This is a genomic window from Agarivorans sp. B2Z047 (genome assembly GCF_023373605.1).
GTDB lineage: Bacteria > Pseudomonadota > Gammaproteobacteria > Enterobacterales > Celerinatantimonadaceae > Agarivorans > Agarivorans albus.
Map to the genome: position 1 here is coordinate 3,311,217 of NZ_CP088080.1, position 24,230 is coordinate 3,335,446.

Below are 24,230 nucleotides of genomic sequence, written 5' to 3' on the forward strand. Positions count from 1 at the left end.
CGGCGCTTCTGGGAATGTATGCAGGAACAACAATATTTTAGAGTTACTCATCAACTTAATGTAAACCTTGAGTTAATTGAGCCAAATGACTTACCTCAGACAAAAGCAGCATTTGAAGCCAGCATTCCTGAGCCCTTTACCCTGGCTAACCCAGGACAGCATCATTCTCTGCTCGGTTTGCGCGCAATTAAACAACTGGGCGAAGCAGGCGAACAGCTTTTATCTTATTTGCACGCTCAAGAACAAAAGCTAAACCGAGTGTTAAGTTACGTGCTAGTACAACAAGACAGCCCTGAACACCGTACGCTCAGTCATCAATTTGGCGGCTCAGAAATCCATTGTTTCTGGCCACAAGCCTTGCAACAAGGGCAAGCAGTAAAGCTGAAGATTTTTCTGCCAGAAGAGTCCACTGCCGTGTATTGCTATGGTGAAATACAGCAAAGCAAAGCCATTGCTCATCGCAGTGAACACTTGGTAGAAATAAACTATACCTTGATCCGAGATGAAGATGTTGAAGCACTGGTTAGAGCCAGCTTACATATTCAAAGCCAGCAGCTAAAAGCCCGAGCAGATGCTCGCCAACAAGCCGAAAAATAAGAGTTCTCAGTGTTACTAAATTTACCCTGCCCAGTTGATGCTGGCGACCAAAAGCAAGTAAGCAACTTACCCGGTAGCGCGCTTGCTTTTGTTATTCAAGAATACATCGCTCAACTTGATGCGCCCATCGTGATTTTAACTGAAGATACTCGTAGCGCACTGCAAATAGAGCGAGAGGTAAACGGCTTAAAACCCCAGCGTGCCTTGCATTTGCTACCCGACTGGGAAACCTTGCCTTACGACACCTTTTCGCCGCACCAAGATATTGTATCGCAACGTATTTTAAGCCTTAATCAGCTTAGTCACGATAAAAACAGTGTGCTTATTGCGCCCATAGCTACCTGGCTGCAACGTTGTGCGCCGACTGAATTTTTAGCCAAGCACAGCTTGCAGCTTAAGGTGGGTCAAAGCTTAAACCTCAATGCCTTTAAAGAGCGTTTAGTTAGCGCTGGTTATCAGCATGTTGACCAAGTAATGGAGCACGGCGAGTTTGCTCTTCGCGGAAGCTTGCTAGACCTCTTTCCCATGGGTAGCAATCTGCCTTTTCGCTTAGACTTTTTTGATGATGAACTAGACAGCATTCGCGAGTTCGATCCCGATACGCAGCGCAGTGCAGAGCAGCGCAAAAGCATTACCTTGTTACCTGCGCACGAGTTCCCGACCGATGCAAGCGGTATAGAAACCTTCCGCCAACAGTGGCGCGACCGTTTTGAGCCAAGCCGAGATGCGGGCTCCATCTATCAACAAGTCACCAAAGGCATAATGCCAGCAGGCATTGAGTATTATCTACCGTTATTTCATGCTCACACCGAAAGTTTAACCGACCAATTAGCCACCAACACGGTGATTCTTAAAGTCGGTGATTTGGATCATGCCGGTAAGCAATTTTGGAGTGAGTTGACTGACCGTTATGAAAATCGACGCTACGACAAAGCGCGCCCGATCTTACCGCCAGACGAGTTATACCAAAGCACCGAGCAATGCTTTAAAGAACTAAAACAGTTTGCAGGAGTAAAACTGCATAAAGGCCCGGCCCGTAATAGCCAAGGTAAACTGAATCTAGATGCCCACGCGCTGCCAGACTTAAGCGTAAATCACCGTTTGAACTTGCCTTTGCAAGCGCTAAGTCATTACCTAGAGCATCACCCAAAACCTAAGACCTGCTTTATTGCCGAAACAGAAGGCCGTCGAGAAGCCCTCAAAAACTTGCTAAGCCCGCTTAAGCTGCGCATCAAAGATGTTGCCAGTATCAGTGAATTTTTGGCAAGTAAAGACAGCTTAGCCATGGTGGTTGCTCCATTAGACAAGGGCTTTGAACTAAAAGATCCCAATATTCAGCTAATTAGTGAAGTGGATTTACTTGGCGATAAAGTACGAGCGAAGCAACGTAAAGCCTCAAGTAAAACACTTAACCCTGATGTACTTATTCGCAACTTAGCTGAGCTAAGCATTGGCCAGCCAGTGGTACACATAGAACACGGGGTTGGCCGCTATCATGGTTTAAGTAGCTTTGAAAATGGCGGTATTAAAACTGAGTTTTTAACCCTAGAGTATGCCAACGAAGCCAAGCTTTACGTGCCGGTAAATGCCCTGCATTTAATTAGTCGCTACTCTGGCGCTAACGACGAAACAGCGCCTCTGCATAAACTAGGTAATGACCAGTGGCAAAAAGCCAAAGCCAAAGCTGCTGAGAAAATTCGCGACGTTGCCGCCGAGTTACTAGAAGTTTACGCAAAACGCGCCGCCAAACCCGGCTTTGGTTATGAGCTAGATGACGCCGCCTACCAACAATTTGCTGCCGATTTCCCATTTGAAGAAACCGATGACCAACAACAGGCCATTGGCGCAACCTTGCAAGATATGCAAACACCTAACGCCATGGACCGCTTAGTGTGTGGAGATGTAGGTTTTGGTAAAACAGAAGTTGCCATGCGCGCAGCATTTGTTGCCGTAAATGCTGGCAAACAAGTCGCCGTATTAGTGCCAACCACCCTATTGGCCCAGCAACACTTCGACAACTTTAGCGATCGTTTTGCCAATTGGCCGATAGAAGTCGCTTCCTTATCTCGCTTTAAAACCACCAAAGAACAAAATGCGGTCTTAAAGGATCTTGCTGCAGGCAAAGTGGATGTAATTATTGGTACCCATAAACTGCTTAGCAAGGATGTAAAATTTGCTGATTTAGGTTTGTTGGTCATCGACGAAGAACACCGCTTTGGGGTGCGCCAAAAAGAACAGATTAAAGCGATGCGTGCTAATGTCGATATTCTTACTCTTACCGCTACGCCAATTCCTCGAACCTTAAACATGGCAATGAGTGGCATGCGTGATTTATCGATTATCGCGACTCCACCGGCGAAGCGCTTGGCTGTAAAAACCTTTGTTCGCCAGCACGACGCCGCGCTAATTAAAGAAGCAATTAGTCGTGAAGTGATGCGCGGCGGTCAAGTTTACTTCTTGCATAACAAAGTCGAAACCATCGAACGTGTAGCTCAAGAGCTTAAAGAATGGTTACCACAAGCGCGAATTACCGTGGCTCATGGTCAAATGCGTGAGCGCGAACTTGAACGAATCATGGGTGACTTCCACCACCAACGCTTTAATGTACTGGTGTGTACCACTATCATTGAAACTGGCATCGACATACCTAGTGCCAACACCATCATTATTAACCGCGCCGATAATTTTGGTTTAGCTCAGTTGCACCAGTTACGTGGTCGTGTTGGCCGCTCGCACCACCAAGCCTATGCGTATTTGCTAACGCCACCACCTAAGTTGATCACCAAAGATGCAAAAAAACGTTTAGATGCCATATCGCAGCTAGAAGATTTAGGTGCCGGCTTTACCCTTGCTACTCACGATTTAGAAATTCGTGGTGCGGGTGAATTATTAGGTGATGACCAAAGCGGACAAATTGAAGCGGTAGGCTTCACCCTTTACATGGAAATGTTAGATAGAGCTGTCACGGCACTAAAAAATGGTCAAGACCTAAATTGGGACTTAAGCCAGAACGACCAATGTGAAGTAGAACTGCGCTTACCCGCTTTGCTGCCCGATGATTACATTTTTGACGTAACTACGCGCTTAACCATGTACAAGCGCATCGCTAACTGCGCCAATCAAGCAGAAATGCGAGAGCTACAAGTTGAGTTAATTGACCGCTTTGGCTTATTACCTGAGCAGGCAAAAAATCTATTTGAAGTTCAAAATCTCAAAATTGAAGCCGAACAACTAGGCATTAAACGTATTGAAGCAGGGCCTAAAGGTGGCCAAGTTGAGTTTGCCGAAACCACAAAAGTTAATGCCGCTTTTCTAGTAAGCCTGTTACAATCACAGCCAGCTATTTATCGCCTAGAAGGTGCCAACAAACTTAAGTTTGCGGTACCTAGCGATAGCCCAGAACAGCGATTAAGCTTAATCGAATCATTATTGGAGCAATTTACTGCCAATGCGACTAACTCTTAAACATGCCCTGCAGCTAGGTAGCTTAGCTGCAGTAAGCTTTACCAGCCTATCTAGTTTTGCTCAAGAGCCTCGCTGGTTTGACATTGAAGTTATCTTTTTCAAACGTAACGTAAGTGTTGAAAGTAGCCAAGAGTATTGGCCGCAACCACAAAGCCTTAATGCCAACACGAGTGAGCCTTTACTGGCACCACTATTTGGTTGCAGCGAAGAACAAGAGCCTTGTATTGCGCCACGTTTTGATAAGCTACCAGTAAGCATTGATGGTAGAGGCTGGCCGATAAGCGGCGCCACTAAACGCCAAATGCTAAGTAAAGAGCAGCTTGAGCTAAACGATGAGTTTGCGAAACTCACCCAGCATGCAGCGTTCACGCCCTTATTACACCTAGGCTGGCGAGAAATAGTTGCTCCTCGCAATCGCGCTAAGCATTACCAAGTACAAGCCGGTGAAGACTTCTCTACTCGTTTTAATGATGAAGGAGGTTTACTTGGCTCTTTAACTTTCTCTGATGAGCAATATGCGCAAGAAAGCCAAAGTTTCGACTTAGCCGCTGAAAATATTTCGTTGTTTGATGAACCCGACTCAGCAGTTGGCGCTTTTGATATTGAACCAGAGCCAGCGCCAGCTATTTGGGAACTGGAAGGCGGAATTCGTGTATACCTGCAGCACTACCTGTATATCGAAAGCGAGTTATTGCTAAAACGCCCTGTTGAAGTAGAGCTGTTGCTGAACGAACCAGAACCTCTGCTTGAGCAACCCGCTGAATTACCACAGCAAGAAACTGTTATCGCTGAAGAAAGTACTGTAGAAGTTCCTGCCAATGTTGCTGTTGCTGAAGTTGTTGTACCTAGTGAAGAGCAACAGGTGGTTGTGCTGAGCGCAGACGCAGAGACAACAGAGACAACAGAGCAAGGTAGCTTAATTAGTGAATACCACACAGAAGAGCAGCTACACAGCTTTAAGTTCGATCAAAAACGTCGTGTACGTTCTGGCGAGATTCACTACTTTGACCACCCGTTAATGGGCATGCTGATTCAGATTCGTCGTAGCCCGGAAGAGCAAACTAACGCTTCTGTCGATACTGAGCAAGCACCTATAACCGATGCTCAAGCGGAATCAAATCCTATCATTGAGGCTGAGCAAGCGAATGTAAATGAAGCATCAGAGCTTAATAGCGACCAGCAAAACAGCTCTGTTACACCCGCTTCTTAAGTACATTTGTGTTACTTGCTAATCAACCCAGCGTGCTATTTGCTTGCGCGCTGTTAAGCAGAACCTGGTTATTACTGGCCATTGCCGCCAGCTCTCGACAAACCGGCGACAAAATACTGGGTCTACTCTACCCTGACCATTTTTGGTTTTACGTTGGCTTGGCAATGGGCGCTTTGCCGCTCACTCGATTGATCTTTCCGAAACTTTGGCAAAAGCTCTCCATTAGGAGTCAACTTTGGGGCATTTTAGTTCTATTATTCAGCGACATAGCCATTCAGATTCACTCTATTAATTTAAACTATTGGCGCTTTGAAACGCTTAATGCCGTTACTTTGTGGATAAGCTTAATGATGAGCTTTATTGTGTTCAAATCCGCTTTAGACAAACATCCTTCGCATTAAATCTAGTTAATTAAGACCAGTTAATAAAACCAAGAGCCTAACTCGTTACCTTTAGATTAAAGGTGCCATTTAACAAAATAAAAAAGCAGCCCTGAGGCTGCTTTTTTATTTAATCATCAAACCTACACGTTTAGTGCAACTTAAGCTTAGGCCTTAATACTTGGTTTATGCGCCCAACTAACATCATCAAGCCGGTTTTCATGTAACCATGTAAGGCGATTTGGTGCATGCGATATAAGGAAATATACATTATCCGAGCGATGCGCCCTTCAATCATCATCGAGCCCTGCATCAAGTTACCCATTAACGAGCCAACGGTTGAATAGCGGCTAAGTGATACTAATGAGCCGTGATCTTTATATTCAAACTCTAACAGTGGTTTTTCTTCTATTTGACGCACGATGTTTTTAAACACCAATGTTGCCATTTGATGGGCCGATTGAGCACGTGGCGGTACAAAGCCATCTTCGCCCATGGCGCAACTAGCACAATCACCAATTGCATAAACGTTGCTATCGCGAGAGGTTTGCAGAGTTGGCCTTACCACTAACTGATTAATGCGGTTAGTCTCTAATCCACCTAAGTCCTTCATAAACTCGGGGCATTTAATGCCAGCAGCCCAAACCATAATATCGGCTTTAATTAGCTCACCATCTTTGGTGGTTAAACCCTCAGGTGTTGCTTCTGTCACCATGGTTTTGGTGCGAACATCCACACCCATTTTTTGTAGCTCTGAATGAGCTGAACTAGAAATGCGCACTGGTAATGCAGGTAGAATTTTTTCCCCGGCCTCCACCAAGGTAACCGCCAAACTAGAGTGACTTAGATTAGGTACACCGTAAGCTCGAAGCTGATCTAAGGCGTTATGGAGCTCAGCTGAAAGTTCTACACCGGTTGCCCCTGCACCTACAATGGCAACACGTACTTTTTCGCCATTTTGCGCTTCGTCATTTTGTGAGTACTGTAAGAAACGATTAAGCATGCGACGGTGGAATAAATCAGCGCGACTTGGGTTATCGAGGAAAATACAATTGTCTTTAACACCTTTAGTATTAAAGTCATTGGAAACCGAGCCAATCGCCATTATCAAGTAGTCGTAGTTAAGTTGGCGAGCAGGCAATACTTCTTTACCTTCCTCAACCATTGGTTTTAGGGTCACTAATTGATCTTCACGATTTACGTCGTCAACTTCACCGAGTTGAAACTCAAAACCATGATTAGCAGCATGAGAGCGATAACTAAGCGCATCAATGCCGGCATCTAATGAACCAGTGGCTACTTCGTGTAACAGGGGTTTCCAAAGGTGAGTACGGTTTTTATCTACCAGCACTACACTCGCTTGGCCTTTTTTCCCTAGTTTACGCCCTAAACGTGTCGCTAGCTCTAAGCCACCGGCACCACCACCAACTACAACGATTCTAGTCATGCTTGCTTGTTTCCTTGTAACAACTTGAAGTGTTTTTGCTTTACCCAAAAGGCATTTAGTTGATTTTTTGTGCCTTGAACTGCTGGTGAAGCAGCGCTCATTATACGTAACTTGATAAAGATCACAAAAAGAGCGCAATAAAAAAGAGGGATTAAATCCCTCTTTTGACAAAAATATAAGCTTCTACAGGCTTGGTAAACGTTTTAAAGACTTAATCAACTGTAAGTGATGACTAATATCTTTAAACTTGTGACTTTGCTCTTTATCCCATACTACCTGGTAGTAATCTTTAAGCTCTTGTTCCGATACTTTGTTATCCAGAACTTCGTCGTTTTCCGACAGCACTACCGTACAATTGCCTTTATTCTTGGTTCTAAACTCGGATACACATTTAGAAGCAATATCAATGTACTCTTCTGGTCGCTCAATTCTGCCCTGCATGTTCACTTCTGGGTGTAAATTCGGGTTAAAAATCACCGAAGGAATACCACATAAAAAGCCAATGCGTTCGCTCCAATAGCCGCCTAATCCCACACCACAAATCACCACTTCTTCATCAGCACTTAACATGAGCTGTTTGTGCACTTCTTTTAGAAGATGGCTCATGTCATGCCTTGGGTGAATGGTACTGTAGCTAATTGGTCGCACGTCTGGATCGACAAATTGCAGCTGCAGCACTTTTTCGTGGTTACCCGGACTTGTTGAGTCAAAGCCGTGTAGATAAATAATCATCTCGCTTTACCTTCCTTAGAATCACACACTAAAAACAAGTGTATTTATAAACTGTTTGTTTCACTACTCATTTGCGCTATTTTCGCAGCGCGAGCGGCAATTTCTTTATACTGAGCTTGCGCTTCTAACTCAGACCAACTAAGTGGATATGCTTTGCCTACTAATCGCTCACCGGCGGGAACTTGAGTATGCTCTAGACCATCTAGCAAACTAATGCTTGCTTCTCGATCATTACAGGCGAGCAACAAATCGCAGCCAGCATTTAATGCCTGTTTAGCGCGAGCAACATGATCGCCCGCCACTGCTGCCCCCTTCATGCTTAAATCATCGCTAAATACTAGACCTTTAAAGGCCAGACTTTTGCGGAGAATTTGCTGCAACCAAATCTTAGAAAAACCAGCTGGCTTTTCGTCAACTTGCGAGTAAATAACATGCGCAGGCATCACCGCGTCCAGCTTATTCTGGGCTATTAGTGAGGCAAACACTTGCATATCTTGCTGTTGAATGTCGGCAAAAGAGCGGTTATCACGCGCCTCTAAATGATGAGTATCGGCTTTTACATTGCCATGACCAGGAAAGTGCTTACCGGTGGCTTTCATTCCTGCTACCGACATACCAGCGATAAATGCGCTGGCAAGCTGAGTAATCTGTTCAGGCTTGTCACTAAATGCCCGCTGGCCAATCACATCACTCACGCCATTAATATCTAACACGGGAGCAAAACTGATATCAATGTCGCAGGCTCGCAGCTCAACCGCCATTAACCAACCTAATTGCTTTGACCATTCAACGCTAGACAAATCTAGCTGATTGGCGGTGTTGGCAATTTGCCCCATTGCTGGAATGGCAGAAAACTGCTCTCTAAATCTTTGGACACGCCCACCTTCATGGTCAACAGCAATCAGTAAACGCTGCTTACTAGCCGCTCTTATGGTTCGTACTAGCTCTATTAATTGAGCTCGGTCTTGATAATTACGGCTAAATAAAATAACCCCAGCCACCAGAGGATGCTGGAGCATTTCAGCTTCTTCAGCACTCAGCTCTGTGCCAAGTAAATCGATAAAAAGTGGGCCCATTAATCACTACCAACCAAAAGTAGATTTAGTTTCGGCCTTACGGATCTCAGTCTCATCAGCCCATTCTACTAGGCCGGTTTTTAAATCCATTAATCGCATGGTCATTTTGTAATAAACGTCTTTAGTCTTTTTGTTGGTTTTTACGATACTCGCTAGGTTACCGTAGAGCATGTATTCAGCGCCGACCTGCTGACCAAATGCAATCGCTTTTGAGGGGTCAACTAAACCACCATCATTCTGAAAGTCGAGCTGCTCTCGCACTTCATTTACGCGGCTCATATCAACAAAACGAAATTTGCCAGATTGCAATAACTTGGTGCTGATGGAATCAGTTACCGATTCGGTATCGATGTGTTCAGTAGTTTTATTTTTGATCCGTTCAACAAACACAATCGGACGGTTATTGGCGGTGATTTCTGCTAACAAAGGAGATGAAATCATGGAGTCAGTCATTTCGCCAGCAATCTTTTGCAAATCAGTCGAGCCAAAAGCAACATCTACAGTTTCAACTTCTTGAGGGTCGCCATAGCTCACCTGAGTTGAACACCCAGTCAAGGTAAATGCCAGTACGGATGCTGCTAATACAAGTTTTTTCATGGGATATCTCTCTGTTATTCAACTTCTCTAACATAAATTTTGAAATGGTTAGCGTTGTGAACTAACGCCACCGATTGGACCTGAATTTGTTGCTTGCCGTGCAAGCTTAGCGGCGTCCATGCTGTTGTTGCGTTGTTCAATTGTACATTGTTACTGTCGTACCAATAAAAACGATACTGTAAATCTAAGTCACCTTTGTATAAAGATTGTATTGTGGCGACACCACGCAGGCGATCCATACCTTGGTGGGTTGCTGCATCAATAATGGTGAGCTTACGACCTAGATTAAGGTTATCTACTATTAACCATTGTTTACCATCAGGTTTGTCTGAGTCGGCTGCAATTCCAGAAGTATCAGTGGTGCACCCAACCAACAATGCACTTAGTAACAGCAAATATTTCATAGCTTTACCCTCTTCATAAGTTAAATACTTGAGCAGGAGCACCCAAATCATTGGTTAACACCAAGGTAACCCTTCTGGGCCTTAAAGTAATGCTTGTGGATGGTTCAATTAACCCCTCAAATTCTAGAGTATGTTCACCAGCAGGCAAAGCTTTAACGGCAATCTGTGCTAAAGCCGGTAAGGTTTGCCAACTACGAGTATCGGCTCTCTCTGAAGCAACATTGTAAATATTGACTAAGGCGTTCGCCCAATTTTCTTCGTCATCTGCTTTGTCTTTGTTCACTTCTCGCCTAAATTGGTCTTTGGTGATAACCCGCAAGATTTGCCGCAGTAATATGCCTGGTAAGTCTTGTTGCAACTGCTTAGCCGCTAAGTCATCAAACTGCACTAAACGCTCGGTAGCAAACCGCTCACCATTAACGGCTAGCTTTTGCGGAATGCTTACTTGGGCATTTCCCCTCATAATGGGCAGCGCTACCGTGTAGGTTTCCCAGCGATTATGGTTATAAAGTGGCAGTGTAAAACGGGCTTCTTGGCGAGCAGCAACAATTGATTGTTCATGAAGAACAATCAGCAACCCTTGTTGTTTACTTAAGGGAATTGCTTCTGCAGGGGTATATTCTTTATAGTCACTCATTGAAAGTTTCTTGCCAAGGCGCGCGACTTCGGCTTGTAAATAGCTATTGTTAGGCGCCAGTGCTAAGGCCTTTCGGTAATCGATATAAGCATCATCCGCTTGCCCCGCCGCCAAGTACAATGCAGCAGATAGAGCAAACGTTAAACCATTTTGAAAAGCATTATCCAGGGCTTTATTCTTGGAGTTTAGTTGCGGGTATTCTTGCATTAAATCGTCGTATTGTGCTGTGTAATCCCGTAATTGCTCTTCTAGGCTAATTGGTGCTTCTTGCATAGCTTGTTGTTGAATCATTGCCGCACGGCGTACCTCAATTAATGCAGACTCTAGGCCATTGCTATGCAAGTAATTTATCGCCTGATAATGATGCAACATAACCTGTTCATAAACAGGAATATGGTACTCAATAAAGTTATCGTTGGTCGCCAAGGCCGAAACATTCTGTAAACCCGTTGATAAACGGTACTCCGCTTGCTGAGATAACCACTGAAGTTGCTCGTCGACGGTAGTGAAATGTGCTTTGCTTTGTTCAAAATCGCCCGCTAAGTAACTCATCCGCCCCTTTTCTAGTTGCTTAAGGTAGTAGCTATTATCGCCTTGTTTACCTTCGGCCAATAAGTCCGAGGCTAGCTCAAATTTTCCTGAACCTAGTTGGTAACGGCTCGCACGCAATTGCTCGTCATAACTCACAAAAAGATCACTGAAAACTGCACTACTACAACCTAATAATACTATGCTAGAAAAAAATGCAGCCAAAAACACTCGCGGTTTATGCGAAAGAAAGTGATGAAACTGACGGTTTATTAACATGCACTTAAACATGCGAGGTACAAATGCCATTTGTCTAAGCTAAAACTCATGTGGATGAAGAACCTTCTTTATAAACTATTTTGCTATACAGGCCCAACCTAGCGGTAGATTATTTAGCAAAAAAGCGCCCTAGTTGTGTTTTATTTGAACGATTAGCTTTAGATAAAAGTTTAAAAGGTAAAGTCTTAGTTAAATCAGCCGCTAATATCAGTATAAAAGCGGCCTGCGCGAGTAGAGTTGTGATCTCTTACATAGTAAGAACAGCCAACACAGGGCATACTTTTAACAAAATAAAACAATATAAAAACTATAAATAGCTAACAAGATCGGTTGGTCGAGGAATTATGAAAAAAAAGTCACTGAACGTAGCCTCATCGCTCCAATTTTTTAAAAATATTTCTATTGTTCATCGAGTAAACATTGGTTTTGGCTTTCTGGTTTTAATGATGGTACTCACCAATGTATTGTCGTTACAAACTGGCAGTCGCTTTAACCAACAGCTTGATACCGTAACAGAAGAAGCCACTCCATTAGTGTTACAAAGTAGTCAATTTGCGGTAGATTTGCTCACTGCAGATAAATACTTTAAAGATGCTCTAACCTCTAGCGAAGCAGAGGTTATTAAAGCTAGTAGCGAAGCTTTTGAACAAAGTGAACTCGTTTTTATTTCTTCACTTGGCACTTTACGTTCAATGTCGGAAGGCAATAACGAGTTAGAATCTCGCCTAGACGCGCTTAATGCTCTGGACCAAAATTACTTCCAAGTAGCTAAACAGGTAATGAATGACAACATTAATTACTTGGAAGACTTACAATCGGTTAAGCGCAGTACCAACCAATTGTCGGTAATGCTACCGCAACTTAAGAAAAACCTATCAGATAAAGTAGCTGCACTGAACGATGATTACATTCGCTGGGCGGCTGAGAGCTTCTTGAACGCTATGGCCGTTATTGAGCTAAATACCTTAGAAGGCTTAAATACTAGCCAGTCTAAAAAAGTATCTGTAATCCTTAAGCGCAACAACAAGCTAATCAAAAACTTCTTGAGCGCCACCTCTGATCTAGAAGAAGAAATTCCTGAACTACGTAACGATATGGGCCATCAGATTGACCAGTTCGTTAAGGACTCGACCAAATCTGATGGTGTGTTAGCTGCTCACCTAAAGGTAACACAAGACAACGAAGCCATTGCTCAACGTGTAAGTGAGACCTCTGTTCAAATTACTGAAGCCATTAGCCAGCTTTCTAGTATTAACGACATTGCAAACGCTCAGGTAGACAATGCCTCAGAAAATGCCAACAAGATGTTGGAGTCTAGCCGCATTCAGCTAATTACTGCGATGGTAATAGTTATTCCATTAGCCTTATTGGTTGCTTGGAACGTTGCAAGTTCTATTAAACAACCACTTAACTTATTACTTAAGACCCTTAAAGCGGCAGCCGCCGGTGATATGACCGAAACTGTTAAGTACCAAAGTACCAACGAATTTGGCCAACTAGCTGATTCTGCCAACAGCATGATGGAGCAAATGCGCTCGGTTCTTAATGATATTAGCCAGGCCGCTGAAAGTCTCTCTAATGTATCTAACGGTAACTCCACTACCCTTAATACCGCCAAAGTTGAATTGGATAATCAACGCCAAGAAACAGCGTCTGTTGCAGCAGCTATGACGCAAATGGAGCAATCGGTTAGAGAAGTAGCCAAGAGCGCTAACATTACTTTAGAAAAAGTAATGGAAGTTGAAGAAGCTGCAAACTCTGGTCGACAAGTAATGAGCAACAACATTACGACTACTCACCAATTATCAGAAAAATTAGAACACAGTAGTTCGGTTATTGGTGAAGTTGACAGCATGAGTAACAGTATTGGTTCAATCTTAGATGTAATCAGAGGCATTGCCGATCAAACTAACTTGTTAGCCTTAAACGCCGCTATTGAAGCCGCTCGAGCCGGTGAGCAAGGTCGTGGGTTTGCAGTAGTTGCTGACGAAGTGCGAGTATTGGCGCAGAAAACCACCAACTCAACAACCGAAATTCAATCTATGATTGAAAACCTACAGAAAAGCGCTCAACGCGCAGTATCGGTTATGTCGGAGTGTTCTTCTGAAATGCAAGCTAGTATTTCTCAAAGCTCTGACGCTAACGGGGCAATGGAAGAAATCCAAGGCATTATTACTCAAATCTCTGATATGAGTAGCCAAATTGCCGCTGCAGCAGAACAACAGCAAGCCACCGGCGCTGAAATATCCAACAATCTTAACCGTATCTCAGATATTAGTGATGAGAACTACCAAAGCATTGAAATAGTGACCAGCACAAGTGAAGAGCTTGGTGAATTAGCAGGACAACAAGATTCACTAGTTAAACGCTTTACCCTGTAGATTGCGCTGCAATTAAAAAAGGCTCCTAAAGGAGCCTTTTTTATTAGCGATAAACCTCTGATATCGCCCCCTTTCCTACCCCTTCGTAAGCTATAACCTTCAAGCTATGTCCTTCCATCACCTTAGCGAGGGTAGACGCAATATACGCAGCTAAATTCTCGACGGTAGTCTCGCAGGGCAGAATGTCTGTTTCTTGTTTAGGGAGCACCAGTTCAAAAAAACCTTGCGGCGATTGATAGGCAAACGCGTAATGATCTTGCCAGGCTTGCTGCTGGTAAAAACTAATATCTTGCTGGCTAATTTCATCACTTTCGCTACCAAGGTAAATGTTGCGCCACTTCATCGCCCAACTGGTGGCTAAGTCAATGTCATACTCCCCATCTACCTGAATTTCGATAGTGGAACGATGCCCATGAGCAATACGCTGACAATTGCCATCGTGCTTTTTCAAGCCGTGGCTATAGTGATAATAAGGGCCATCGATAGATTCGTGTCTTAAGGTAATAGCCAGATCTTGAATATTCGCCGGCAGCTGCTCTAAAACTACATTTTTTACATACGCGGTTAAGGCTTCGTTACTCACCTCTACCGAGTCAATAAAGGTATACGCTTCGTCAGGGCAACGTAAATGAATGCTCTTTCCATGCGGTCGCATGAAGTCCAATTGGGTATAACCTTCGCCTGTTTTCACCTTACATAGAGGAGAGCGAATAGGCACCAACAGTTTGTGATCGACCTTTTCATCGATTAAACGTTTAATCAGCTTTTTAACTTGGCCAAAATCTAACAACATATCCATATCATTAAGTGAACCACCTAACTCTATGTCTACTAACCAACTCTCTCCCACTAAGCCACGATCAGGGCAAAGGTAGGTAGAGTCAATTACGGTTAAATCTTTTACAAATAATTTCATAGTGCTGCTCATAAACGCGAATGCGGCTCATTATAACGGTAAGCGCATAGAATAGTCATCGCCTCAATGCTCTCTAATCCAAACAGCGTAGATCTATGATATGGTTAAACTATGTCATAGAAACGATAGATATCGATGTGGACCCTATAGCACCGGAACTTCTCAAGCAGTTTAATGCCCTTCCTTGTCAAACCGAAGTGCATCTACAAATACCCACTCCTACAAAGCCGTTGCGTTTAAGAAGTCGCTTAATTGGTATTGAGCCAGGAATGTGTGTGATTTTATCTCGCGGAATAGACCAAAATTGGGAAGCAGCTAGAGATTTAATTCGAGAAGGTCAGTCTATTGTTGTTCGTATTGTAAACGAAGGTGACCCAAACGCTACAATATTTGCCTATCGCGGCTCTATTTCTAAGCTAATGAGCAGTGTTGGCCGCTGGGTAGTGCTGGATTATCCGCGCAACGTGCAAAAAATCAGTTTGCGCCAACACAGTCGCTTACCTATTTCCTTGTCTTGCAATATGCGCAGTAGCGCTGATAGCCAAGAATCCTTTAGTGGTTTGCTTAAAGACTTGTCCTTAAATGGCGGTGGCTTTGTGTCTAGCCCTATTCCGCTGCCGTTAACCAAACAAGTATTTACGCTAGAATTACCAATAGAAGGCCAAGACCCTTTAGCGATAACCGCGAGTATCTGCAATCAGCATTTAGAACAACGCTCACCAGAAAAAGTGCATTACGGTTTAAGTTTTGATGCCGACGACAACCTTAAGCAAAAATTTATTGAGAGTGCACTTTTAGAAATTGTGCAACGAGAAAACAAAACCCCCGGTTAAGCCAGAGTAAGCACTATTTAAGGCACAAAAAAAGCGACCCGAGGGTCGCTTTTGAATTAACGGTCAACTTCTAGTCTTTGTTGTACTTGGCAGTACGCGGGAACGCAATGCCATTGCTATCAAACAAGTAACAAGCTTTAGTTGGCAGACCTACACGTAGTTCATCGCCATTTTTACTTGGGAATTCACTGCGTGCTTTAAAGGTGAAATCAAAGCCTTTAACGTCCATATAAACGTAAGACTCTGAACCTAGGTGTTCAGCAACTACTACTGTACCTGTAATGAAGTTCTCTGCATGAGCATGGGTATCTTCTACCAAGTGCTCAGGACGGCAACCAAGCTCAATTAAATCACCTACGCTTGCACGGCTAGTATCTACCGCAGCAGTGATAACATCACCAGTCACTAACTTAACTTTACTTTCGTGCTCACCAGTTTCTACGATTTCGCCTTCGATGAAGTTCATTTTTGGCGAACCAATAAAGCCAGCAACAAACTTGTTAGCTGGGTTATGGTAAAGCTCTAACGGAGAACCATATTGCTCCAAGTTAGTCGCAGCATTAGGGTCTAGTGGGCTAAGTACCACAATCTTATCAGCTAAGGTCATCGCTTCCACTTGGTCGTGGGTAACGTAGATGATAGTTGATTGCAGTTCTTTGTGCAGTTTAGCAATCTCGATACGCATCTTCACACGAAGTGCTGCATCAAGGTTAGATAGTGGTTCATCAAATAGGAATACGCCTGGTTGCTGTACAATACAACGACCAATAGCAACACGTTGACGCTGACCACCACTTAACTCTTTTGGCTTACGGTCTAGAAGAGGATCTAGACCTAGAATGTCAGAAGCATTATCTACTCGAGTTTTAATAGTGTCTTTATCAACCTTTTTCAATTTAAGGCCGAAAGACATGTTTTCGCGTAAATCCATGTGTGGGTATAGTGCGTAAGACTGGAACACCATACCTACGTTACGTTCTACTGGCGGTACGTCATTCATGAACTTACTACCAATGTTAAGCTCACCACTAGTAATATCTTCTAAGCCAGCAATCATACGTAGCAACGTTGACTTACCACAACCTGATGGACCAACAAATACAACAAACTCGCCATCTTTAATATCTAGGTTAATATCACGCAAGGTATCTTGGTGAATTGCCGGATCGTAGTTTTTACGTACATTTTTTAGAATTACATCAGCCATTATTAGCTCCAAACTGAATAAAGCGTTTGCTTTACTCGCAATCAATCTTGTTTTGCGTAGCTACACCAGTAGCTACGCCCAAATAATTTAACCTTTAACACCACCAGCTGTTAACCCGCCGACCAACCAACGTTGAGCCATTAGGAACACTAGCGTGATAGGGAATCCTGACAATACAGCTGCAGCGGCGAAATCGCCCCACAAGTAGTTTTGCGGATAGAGATATTGTTGAGCACCTACGGCGAGCGTGAGCTTATCAACATCTTGCATCAACACAGACGCCATTGGTACTTCGGTAATTACACCAATGAATGCAAGAATGAACACTACTGCCAAAATAGGAACAGAAAGCGGTAACAATACCAATCTAAACGCTTGCCAAGGAGTTGCGCCATCAATAGCAGCAGACTCTTCTAAGGCCGGGTCAATAGTTTCGAAGTACCCTTTAATGGTCCACACGTGAAGTGCAATACCACCTAGGTAAGCAAAAATTAACCCGCCGTGAGTGTTTAGACCCAACCAAGGAATGTATTCACCAATCTTGTTGAACAAGGCGTAAATTGCTACCAAGGCCAATACAGATGGGAACATTTGGAAAATCAACATACCGTTAAGAATGGTTGCTTTACCTCTAAAGCGCATACGAGCAAACGCATAAGCACTAGTAGTAGATAGAGCCACGATTAGTAAGGCTGAGATACCCGCTACTTTAATCGAGTTCCATAACCAAGTTAGTACTGGGAATGGAGGCGGTGTTAATGAACCATCTGGGTTTACAACTGTAATCCCTAAGGCCAAGCGCCAGTGATCTAAAGTAGGGTTAGATGGAATCAATTCACCTACCGCAAAGTTACCAGTACGGAATGAAATTGTGATTACCATTAATAATGGGAAAATAATTAAACATAGAAACAAACATAGCACTACGTGAGTAGCTAGTTTTCTATATTTCAATGATTTAGGTTGAACCATTGCCATAGTAGCTTCTCCTTATGCCGTTTTATCAGCTTTAGTTAGTTTCAAGTTAATCAATGCTAGTGCACCAACCACTAAGAAAATTAGGGTTGCAATGGCACTTGCAAGACCATAATCCTGACCACCGTCACCTTGGAAGGCAATTCGGTAGGTGTAACTTACGAGTAAGTCGGTTGTACCAGCTGGTGTCGAAGCACCAATGATATCAGGACCACCGTTGGTCAATAACTGAATCAAAACAAAGTTGTTAAAGTTAAAAGCAAAAGAAGCCACCAATAATGGTGTTAGAGGTTTCATTAATAACGGAACAGTAATGTTGAAGAAGTTGTTAATTGGACCCGCACCGTCCATCGCAGAAGCTTCGTATAAGTCTTCTGGAATAGACTTAAGCATACCCAAACATAAAATCATCATGTAGGGGTAACCCAACCAAGTGTTAACGATCAAAATCATCGACTTGGCCATTACCGGGTCAGTAAACCAGTCTGGCTTGATGCCAAATAAGCCATTTAAGATTTCGTTAATCTCACCAAAGTTTTGGTTGAATAAACCTTTAAATACTAGGATTGAGATAAAGGCTGGAATTGCATAGGGGAGAATGAGTACTACGCGATAAATAGCGCGACCTTTTAGCTCTTCCCACTGAATTAGACAGGCTAAAACCATACCAATTGCTAAGGTAAATGCTACAGATGCAGCAGCAAAAATTACTGTCCAAATGAAGATTTCGATGAACGGTTCTTTAATACCTTTATCGGTAGCAACACGTTCAAAGTTTTTCCAACCTACGCCAACAGTAAAGCCAGGCGCTAAACGGTTACCAACAAACTCGCCATCACCATCAATGTACTGGTAGTAACCTGTTTCCATGTTTGGCAGCATAAGCTCGCCAGTCTGGTTGTTACGCAGAATAGAAGGGCCTGGTAAAATAGCGCCACTCTCTTTTAGCACTACTCCATCTTCAAGGCGTGTATATAAAGGCTTCATCGCAGAGAATTTGCGAAGGCCATTCATAACCAGTTCATCTTGATTAGGCGTAACTAATACGATGCTATTGAAGAACTGACGATGAGAGATAATTTCTTTAATTGGCGCTTTTTCACTAGAAGGTAAAGCCTCAACTTCTTGTAATTTAATTCGCTTAGTTGGCAGCGTTAATTTGCGAGCGCGAACATCGGCGTTAGACACTACTTCAACAGGACGAGTAACAAAATATTTGTCGTCTTGTGACAGCGCTAGAACATACTTACCTTCAGATTCTTGATGTAGCTGAAAGTTAAATGAACCGCCTTTCGCCATATAAGTCTTCTGGATATGTAACTGCTCTACCCGCTCAAGCGACAATAAGTTGGTGCCACTATAGTTGGTGAAAGCAATTCCAATGGTGTATGCCAGAGGGAAGATGATAAATACGACCATCCCCGCAATGCCGGGGAAGATATATCTGTGCGCATACATTTTTTTGCTTAAAAAAACGTAAACACCGGTAGAAACAACAACAAGGGTGAGCAATGCAAATGCATATTCACCACCTGCATACATCAAAACAATTGCATAGCCGTTAAGCAATACAATCGCCGTGATCAGCAGAAGTTTTAGCCAAGCATACTTGCCCTGCATAAAACCTGGAGACGCAGAAAGACCCATCTTATGTACAACCTTTGTATTTGACCGAAATTAATAAAGAGGAGGATAGACCAATATCCTCCTCCTGACCGAAATAATATGACCGTATTATTTCGCTATGCGACGCGCAGCGGCGTCTAGTGCTTTCTCTAGAGGTTGACGACCACTAGTGATGTTGGTTAGAGATGTTGCCATCGCAGACCAGAATTTACCCATTGCAGCTACGTTAGGCATTGGCTCACCATCTTGAGCGTTTGCGAAAGTTGCAGCGATGCGAGGGTCGCTTGAAAGCTCTTCCATGTACGACTTAAGTGCTACAGCACCTAGTGGTACATCGTCATTCACAGATTTCAAGCCTTCATTAGTAACAAGGTAGTTTTCTAGGAACTCTACCGCTAAGTCAGCGTTAGGTGACGCAGAGTTAACCGCACCTGCTAATACACCAACCATTGGCTTAGCTTTATTACCGTTGATAGTTGGAATGTAAGTTACACCGTAGTTGATGCCACTTTTTTCCATGTTATCCCAAGCCCAAGGACCGTTGATAACCATTGCTACTTCACCTTTGTTAAAGGCAGAGTCCATTACACCGTAGTCAGCGCCTTTTGGCATGTGACCATTTTCGATAAGATCTTTAATTACTTTAGCGCCCATTTTAGCGCCGTCAGTAGCTACACCAGTGTCTTTAACGTCGTAAGCACCGTTTTCGTATTTGAAGATGTAACCACCGTTCGCAGCCAGTAGAGGCCATGAGAAGTAAGTATTGTTGTAATCCCATAGGATAGCGTGCTTACCTGACTTCTGAAGCTCTGTATCTAGAGCTGGGATTTCTTCCCAAGTCTTAGGAGGGTTTGGCACTAAGTCTTTGTTGTAGATAAGACCTACCGCTTCAATAGCGATTGGGTAGCCGTATACTTTACCGTCGATAGTAACCGCGTTCCAAGCAAAGTCTTCTACTGCTGCTTTTTTCTCAGCACTTGGCTTAAGTTCAGTTAATAGACCTGCATCAACCCAGTCACCGAAACGGTCGTGAGCCCATAAGAAAATATCAGGGCCTGAACCAGTTGAAGCCGCTTGTTGGAATTTACCAGGGGCATCGTCTGGGTGTGCAACACTTACTTTAACACCAGTATCAGCTTCAAAGCGTTTACCTACTTCAGCTAAGCCGTTGTAGCCTTTATCACCATTTACCCAAATGGTTAATTGGCCTTCTTCAATTGCAGCAAAAGCATTAGATGCCATGCCTAAAGAAGCAACCGCAATAGCAGATGCAAGAATTGTCTTTTTCATTAGCCTTTCCTTAACTGTCGTTATGATTATTTTTGGGTCGCAAGAGTAACTTGCTGCGCTAGATTCTAGCTCATAAGGCTGGCTTAACACATGACTTAGCTCGCACTTTTGAAATTATACTACAAACCCCTAAACCGAGGTGCAGCCTGCCTCAAGAGGTGATTTAACCACCTAACAGTGGTAATAAAACAACATAATCACCAACAGATACACTTGAAAACCTTTCCATGTAGTAATTAAACTACAAAATTGAAACTGATAACCTTTTCAAGCAATCCAATTAACTTATTTGTTATTTTTCAACTGTTCTCTTAAGTTAGGTGGGATTCCAACGATCGTCAATGTATCTGTTGCTTCGTCGTAAAAAATGCGATCTCCTAACAATTTTTGTTCGAAACTTACCGACACCCCTTTCCCTTGACCAAAACATTTAGCCAGTTTTTTCAGTGCTGTTCGATCTGCTGGAAATTGTTCTTCAAGGGGGTAATTCTCAGCAGCAAACTGGTAGAAATCAACGTTCTCTTCGGCAGTTGGTAAAGCCTTAGCCAACTCCCCTACTACAATTTCTTCGCCATCTTTTAGCTGTTGTTCACAGTAAGACTTAACTTCATCTTTATAGGCAAGCTTTTCTTCTTTATCTAACTGAGTCGCTTGGCAGTAATCGTCAACAGCTTGCATAAGTACGGCATTTTGCATTTTGACATCCAAGCCATCGTCACAACCCAAGAACTCCACAAAGAAATCTGAAATTTTGCGCCCAGCTCTTCCTTTTACATAAGAAACATAACGCTGTGATTCAGGATTACGTTGCATATCAGTAATATCGATGCGTGCAGCAAGTTGCACAGAACTGGTTTCTAAATAGCGGCTAGCAGTAAGCTCTAAGCTATCGTCTACTGCAGGCGAGGTTTTATTTTCTAGCAACATGATAAGCAGGTACTCGCCAGCAACATGCTCATAGTTAGCCAGAAGCAATACACCTTGCTCTACAAAATCATATTTCTTTAGTTCTTCAACCAATACCGTGCCAGCATCAACACTGTATTTATGAAAATCAACGTCTTGGCTTAATAAGGCATCCAATTGTTGTTTAAAGGGGCTGTCATTTTCTTGGTTATAAAAGCCAAAGCCTTTAGCTGCTCTTCCACTATAGTTGAGATGTAAGCTCTCTATTAAGCTAAGCGCCTCTTCGCTATGAGCCATTTCTTCGGCTCGTGCTTGCAGCCCAATAGTGCCATCTTCAACTAGCTCTAGTGAATGTAAAATAAGGTGTTTTAAGGAAATGCTCATAGTCTCTTACTGTTAGTGTTTGCTGACAAGGTGGGGTATTATACGCGTCTTTATCAGCAAATTTGCAGAGAAGTAATGGCAATAGTTTCAAAATATTCCACAGAGCAGGTGGAACAATTACTTAATGATGTACTCAAAGTAGTCGACAATCACAATGTAACCACTGATTTGGCGCTAATGGTACTAGGCAATGCAGCTACCTGTATGATCAATCAGCGTGTTGCGCCAGAGCAAAGAAAAAAGCTCACCGAGGGCTTTGCCAAAGCATTAAAAAATTCGATTAACGACGCAAAATAAGCACACAAAAGGATTTCCTGTCTCGCAATGGTAAATAGCTCAAAACAGTACCGCGACAAAGTGTCTCAGCTTATAAGCTGGGGCCACTGGTTTTGTTTATCAAATATAATTTTGGCCTTAATTGTTGGCCTACGTTATCTGGTTCTGGCTACCCCACCGGAAACATTTTTAGGTCAAAGCTATTTAATTGTGAGTTGGTTAGGGCAATTTTCCTTTATTGCCTTTGTTATTTTCTTGCTTACCCTATTTCCACTCAGTTTTGTTATTCCTAGTAATCGCTCATTGCGTTTTGTTGGGGCGTTGTTCGCCACCATCGGATTAAGCTTACTGATTGTTGATACTGAGGTCTTTGCTACTTTTAATTTGCACCTAAATCCAGCTTTGTTGGAACTACTTGTAGATGAAGAGCAAAACAGCCAAGCCAATACACTTAACTTATTGTTTGTATCTGTACCCTTTATCTTTCTGTTAGAGCTTTGGCTCGCAAAACTGTGTTGGAAGTATTTACGCCGTTTAGAGCATAAACGCCTTGGTGGTCCAATTGCTGGTGTCTTATTCATCTGCTTTTTGTTAACTCACTTTGTGCACGCTTGGGCCGATGCGACAAACTACACCACCATTACTCGACAAAAGAATAACTACCCCTTGTTCTACCCGCTTACCGCGAGAAGCTTCCTACAAGAGCAAGGCATTTTTGATGTAGACGCCTACTACAAACAAATCAAAGCACAAGAACAAGAGCAGCAAGGACAACTTCGCTACCCTATCTCACCACTAAAATATGACCAAGTTGAACAACGCTACAATTTGATGCTGGTGGTAGTAGAAGGCTTGCGCTGGGATATGCTTAACCAACAAGCAATGCCAAATAGTTGGAAGCAAGCTAAACGCTCTAGCCAGTTTTTTAGTCACCACAGTGGCAGCAATAAACCGCAAGAAGGTTTATTTAGTTTGTTTTACGGAATCCCAACCAGTTATTGGCCGAGCTTTAAAACGGAAAGCCAAGGCTCTGTATTGGTGTCTGCACTGCAAGACAGCAACTATCAGATTGAATTGTTTAGTAGCCGTGGCTTAAACCTGCCAGAATTAGCAGGAACCAGCTTTAGCGCGCTTTCAAACCTCGATATGACTAAATGGCCAGGCGGAGCTGCGGGTGACGAGAAAGCCATACAAGAATGGCTAATCTGGCAGCAAAGCCAATATGCGCAACTTCCTTGGTTTAACTTTTTATATCTAAATGGCGTTGCTGCTTATGACAATGGCAGCGGTGAGACCATGAGCGAAGTGACACCTGAGTCCTTAAGCCAGCATTACTCAGATGCCGCCACAGTTGTGGACTCGCAACTGAACAAGGTTTACCAGCAACTTGCTCAAAGCGGCCAATTAGAGCGCACCATTTTAGTAGTAACATCCGACTACGGAAACGAGCTAAACGATGGTAATAGCAACTACTGGGGTAACAATAGCAACTTTAGCCGCTATCAAACTCAAGTGCCGTTATTTATATCTTGGCCAGATAAAAACCCATCACTATTGCACAGTGATACTAGCCATAACGATGTAGTGCCAACCTTGCTTGAAGAAATGCTTGCAGTGGCATCTAACAGCGCAAACTATAGCACTGGACAAAACTTATTTAAGAAGCGTAAGCGCGATTGGATATTAATAGGTAACCAAGAACAACAAGCTGTTGTTCAACGCAACCAGATTACTCTCTTTAATCAATCAGGTAGCTATCGGGTGTTAGATCGCGATCTAAAATCGAGCAACGCTCGTGTATCTGTGCCTATGTTGGTACAAGTATTAAACGACTTAAAGCGTTTTTATCAACCACAACAGTAATTTGTACATTGAATGAACACTTAAGCACAAAAACCAAAGTGGTGTATTGACAGCACTCTGATAGCTAAGTAAATTCATTGCTCAATTCGGAACGTAGCGCAGCCTGGTAGCGCACCGTCATGGGGTGTCGGGGGTCGGAGGTTCAAATCCTCTCGTTCCGACCAAATAGCAGCCCGTAGCTCAATGAGCTACGGGCTTTTTGTCACCTACAAAACGTCTGC

20 protein-coding genes and 1 tRNA gene are annotated in these 24,230 nt (G+C 43.3%); 9 read left to right on the top strand and 12 right to left on the bottom strand.

The window, feature by feature from the left end:
• Positions 1-18: 18 nt before the first annotated feature.
• The 4 genes from LQZ07_RS15065 to LQZ07_RS15080 are packed head-to-tail and all read left to right on the top strand — an operon-like array spanning position 19 to position 5,673.
• Entirely contained in the window at positions 19-597 is a 579-nt protein-coding gene (locus LQZ07_RS15065) for a hypothetical protein (protein WP_152780967.1), read from the top strand.
• A gap of 9 nt (positions 598-606) precedes the next feature.
• Complete coding sequence (mfd, locus tag LQZ07_RS15070; protein WP_249483188.1) at positions 607-4,062, top strand: transcription-repair coupling factor; 3,456 nt, start codon at positions 607-609, stop codon at positions 4,060-4,062.
• Positions 4,046-5,272, top strand: a complete 1,227-nt coding sequence (locus tag LQZ07_RS15075; protein WP_152780969.1) for a CsiV family protein — start codon at positions 4,046-4,048, stop codon at positions 5,270-5,272. The genes mfd and LQZ07_RS15075 overlap by 17 nt, the downstream gene beginning before the upstream one ends.
• 8 nt (positions 5,273-5,280) lie before the next feature.
• Positions 5,281-5,673, top strand: a complete 393-nt coding sequence (locus LQZ07_RS15080) for a DUF2919 family protein (RefSeq protein ID WP_152780971.1) — start codon at positions 5,281-5,283, stop codon at positions 5,671-5,673.
• 130 nt (positions 5,674-5,803) lie between these two features.
• Here the strand turns inward: LQZ07_RS15080 and LQZ07_RS15085 are convergent, their stop codons facing one another.
• From LQZ07_RS15085 to LQZ07_RS15110, 6 genes are all read right to left on the bottom strand, one after another.
• Entirely contained in the window at positions 5,804-7,099 is a 1,296-nt protein-coding gene (locus LQZ07_RS15085; RefSeq protein WP_152780973.1) for an NAD(P)/FAD-dependent oxidoreductase, read from the bottom strand.
• Positions 7,100-7,282: 183 nt separating this feature from the next.
• Positions 7,283-7,831, bottom strand: coding sequence for an alpha/beta hydrolase YcfP (gene ycfP / locus LQZ07_RS15090; protein WP_152780975.1), 549 nt, complete (start codon positions 7,829-7,831; stop codon positions 7,283-7,285).
• A 44-nt stretch (positions 7,832-7,875) separates the two neighbouring features.
• Complete coding sequence (nagZ, locus tag LQZ07_RS15095; protein WP_152780977.1) at positions 7,876-8,907, bottom strand: beta-N-acetylhexosaminidase; 1,032 nt, start codon at positions 8,905-8,907, stop codon at positions 7,876-7,878.
• Between the two features lie 6 nt (positions 8,908-8,913).
• Positions 8,914-9,504: a penicillin-binding protein activator LpoB gene (gene lpoB, locus LQZ07_RS15100; protein WP_040307368.1), complete on the bottom strand. Its 591-nt coding sequence runs from the start codon at positions 9,502-9,504 to the stop codon at positions 8,914-8,916.
• Between the two features lie 14 nt (positions 9,505-9,518).
• Positions 9,519-9,908 carry a YcfL family protein gene (locus tag LQZ07_RS15105; protein ID WP_016402566.1) on the bottom strand — a complete coding sequence of 130 codons (390 nt, stop codon included), beginning with the start codon at positions 9,906-9,908 and terminating at the stop codon, positions 9,519-9,521.
• Positions 9,909-9,921: 13 nt separating this feature from the next.
• On the bottom strand, positions 9,922-11,382 hold the full coding sequence (locus LQZ07_RS15110) for a COG3014 family protein (RefSeq protein WP_152780981.1): 1,461 nt from the start codon (positions 11,380-11,382) through the stop codon (positions 9,922-9,924).
• Between the two features lie 314 nt (positions 11,383-11,696).
• On the opposite strand from LQZ07_RS15110, the gene LQZ07_RS15115 reads away from it, so the two are divergent.
• Positions 11,697-13,733, top strand: coding sequence for a methyl-accepting chemotaxis protein (locus LQZ07_RS15115; protein WP_152780983.1), 2,037 nt, complete (start codon positions 11,697-11,699; stop codon positions 13,731-13,733).
• A gap of 43 nt (positions 13,734-13,776) precedes the next feature.
• Here the strand turns inward: LQZ07_RS15115 and LQZ07_RS15120 are convergent, their stop codons facing one another.
• Positions 13,777-14,649 (bottom strand): 6-carboxytetrahydropterin synthase, encoded by an 873-nt coding sequence (locus LQZ07_RS15120; RefSeq protein ID WP_152780985.1) that lies wholly within the window; start codon positions 14,647-14,649, stop codon positions 13,777-13,779.
• A 95-nt stretch (positions 14,650-14,744) separates the two neighbouring features.
• Between LQZ07_RS15120 and LQZ07_RS15125 the strand changes: the two genes are divergently transcribed.
• Positions 14,745-15,482 carry a PilZ domain-containing protein gene (locus LQZ07_RS15125; protein WP_152780987.1) on the top strand — a complete coding sequence of 246 codons (738 nt, stop codon included), beginning with the start codon at positions 14,745-14,747 and terminating at the stop codon, positions 15,480-15,482.
• Between the two features lie 70 nt (positions 15,483-15,552).
• On the opposite strand, the gene LQZ07_RS15130 is transcribed toward LQZ07_RS15125, so the two are convergent.
• From LQZ07_RS15130 to yejK, 5 genes are all read right to left on the bottom strand, one after another.
• Positions 15,553-16,689 carry an ABC transporter ATP-binding protein gene (locus tag LQZ07_RS15130; RefSeq protein ID WP_016402571.1) on the bottom strand — a complete coding sequence of 379 codons (1,137 nt, stop codon included), beginning with the start codon at positions 16,687-16,689 and terminating at the stop codon, positions 15,553-15,555.
• An 87-nt stretch (positions 16,690-16,776) separates the two neighbouring features.
• On the bottom strand, positions 16,777-17,667 hold the full coding sequence (gene malG, locus LQZ07_RS15135; protein WP_016402572.1) for a maltose ABC transporter permease MalG: 891 nt from the start codon (positions 17,665-17,667) through the stop codon (positions 16,777-16,779).
• A gap of 12 nt (positions 17,668-17,679) precedes the next feature.
• Entirely contained in the window at positions 17,680-19,311 is a 1,632-nt protein-coding gene (malF, locus tag LQZ07_RS15140) for a maltose ABC transporter permease MalF (RefSeq protein ID WP_152780989.1), read from the bottom strand.
• Positions 19,312-19,398: 87 nt separating this feature from the next.
• Positions 19,399-20,580, bottom strand: a complete 1,182-nt coding sequence (gene malE, locus LQZ07_RS15145) for a maltose/maltodextrin ABC transporter substrate-binding protein MalE (protein WP_152780990.1) — start codon at positions 20,578-20,580, stop codon at positions 19,399-19,401.
• A 285-nt stretch (positions 20,581-20,865) separates the two neighbouring features.
• Entirely contained in the window at positions 20,866-21,870 is a 1,005-nt protein-coding gene (yejK, locus tag LQZ07_RS15150) for a nucleoid-associated protein YejK (protein WP_152780992.1), read from the bottom strand.
• Positions 21,871-21,945: 75 nt separating this feature from the next.
• On the opposite strand from yejK, the gene LQZ07_RS15155 reads away from it, so the two are divergent.
• The 3 genes from LQZ07_RS15155 (at position 21,946) to LQZ07_RS15165 (ending at position 24,173) form a co-directional block, all read left to right on the top strand.
• Positions 21,946-22,167 carry a DUF1414 domain-containing protein gene (locus tag LQZ07_RS15155; RefSeq protein WP_152780994.1) on the top strand — a complete coding sequence of 74 codons (222 nt, stop codon included), beginning with the start codon at positions 21,946-21,948 and terminating at the stop codon, positions 22,165-22,167.
• A 27-nt stretch (positions 22,168-22,194) separates the two neighbouring features.
• Positions 22,195-24,009: a DUF3413 domain-containing protein gene (locus LQZ07_RS15160; RefSeq protein WP_152780996.1), complete on the top strand. Its 1,815-nt coding sequence runs from the start codon at positions 22,195-22,197 to the stop codon at positions 24,007-24,009.
• An 87-nt stretch (positions 24,010-24,096) separates the two neighbouring features.
• A tRNA-Pro gene (locus LQZ07_RS15165) sits at positions 24,097-24,173 on the top strand.
• The last annotated feature ends 57 nt before the right edge of the window (positions 24,174-24,230 follow it).

Coding starts and splice junctions, on each gene's coding strand:
- ycfP (WP_152780975.1), bottom strand. CDS start 7,831: ATGATTATTTATCTACACGGCTTTGACTCAACAAGTCCGGGTAACCAC.
- LQZ07_RS15105 (WP_016402566.1), bottom strand. CDS start 9,908: ATGAAATATTTGCTGTTACTAAGTGCATTGTTGGTTGGGTGCACCACT.
- malG (WP_016402572.1), bottom strand. CDS start 17,667: ATGGCAATGGTTCAACCTAAATCATTGAAATATAGAAAACTAGCTACT.
- LQZ07_RS15065 (WP_152780967.1), top strand. CDS start 19: ATGCAGGAACAACAATATTTTAGAGTTACTCATCAACTTAATGTAAAC.
- LQZ07_RS15110 (WP_152780981.1), bottom strand. CDS start 11,382: ATGGCATTTGTACCTCGCATGTTTAAGTGCATGTTAATAAACCGTCAG.
- nagZ (WP_152780977.1), bottom strand. CDS start 8,907: ATGGGCCCACTTTTTATCGATTTACTTGGCACAGAGCTGAGTGCTGAA.
- yejK (WP_152780992.1), bottom strand. CDS start 21,870: ATGAGCATTTCCTTAAAACACCTTATTTTACATTCACTAGAGCTAGTT.
- malE (WP_152780990.1), bottom strand. CDS start 20,580: ATGAAAAAGACAATTCTTGCATCTGCTATTGCGGTTGCTTCTTTAGGC.
- LQZ07_RS15115 (WP_152780983.1), top strand. CDS start 11,697: ATGAAAAAAAAGTCACTGAACGTAGCCTCATCGCTCCAATTTTTTAAA.
- LQZ07_RS15155 (WP_152780994.1), top strand. CDS start 21,946: ATGGCAATAGTTTCAAAATATTCCACAGAGCAGGTGGAACAATTACTT.
- LQZ07_RS15085 (WP_152780973.1), bottom strand. CDS start 7,099: ATGACTAGAATCGTTGTAGTTGGTGGTGGTGCCGGTGGCTTAGAGCTA.
- LQZ07_RS15120 (WP_152780985.1), bottom strand. CDS start 14,649: ATGAAATTATTTGTAAAAGATTTAACCGTAATTGACTCTACCTACCTT.
- LQZ07_RS15125 (WP_152780987.1), top strand. CDS start 14,745: ATGATATGGTTAAACTATGTCATAGAAACGATAGATATCGATGTGGAC.
- lpoB (WP_040307368.1), bottom strand. CDS start 9,504: ATGAAAAAACTTGTATTAGCAGCATCCGTACTGGCATTTACCTTGACT.
- LQZ07_RS15130 (WP_016402571.1), bottom strand. CDS start 16,689: ATGGCTGATGTAATTCTAAAAAATGTACGTAAAAACTACGATCCGGCA.
- LQZ07_RS15160 (WP_152780996.1), top strand. CDS start 22,195: ATGGTAAATAGCTCAAAACAGTACCGCGACAAAGTGTCTCAGCTTATA.
- malF (WP_152780989.1), bottom strand. CDS start 19,311: ATGGGTCTTTCTGCGTCTCCAGGTTTTATGCAGGGCAAGTATGCTTGG.
- LQZ07_RS15075 (WP_152780969.1), top strand. CDS start 4,046: ATGCGACTAACTCTTAAACATGCCCTGCAGCTAGGTAGCTTAGCTGCA.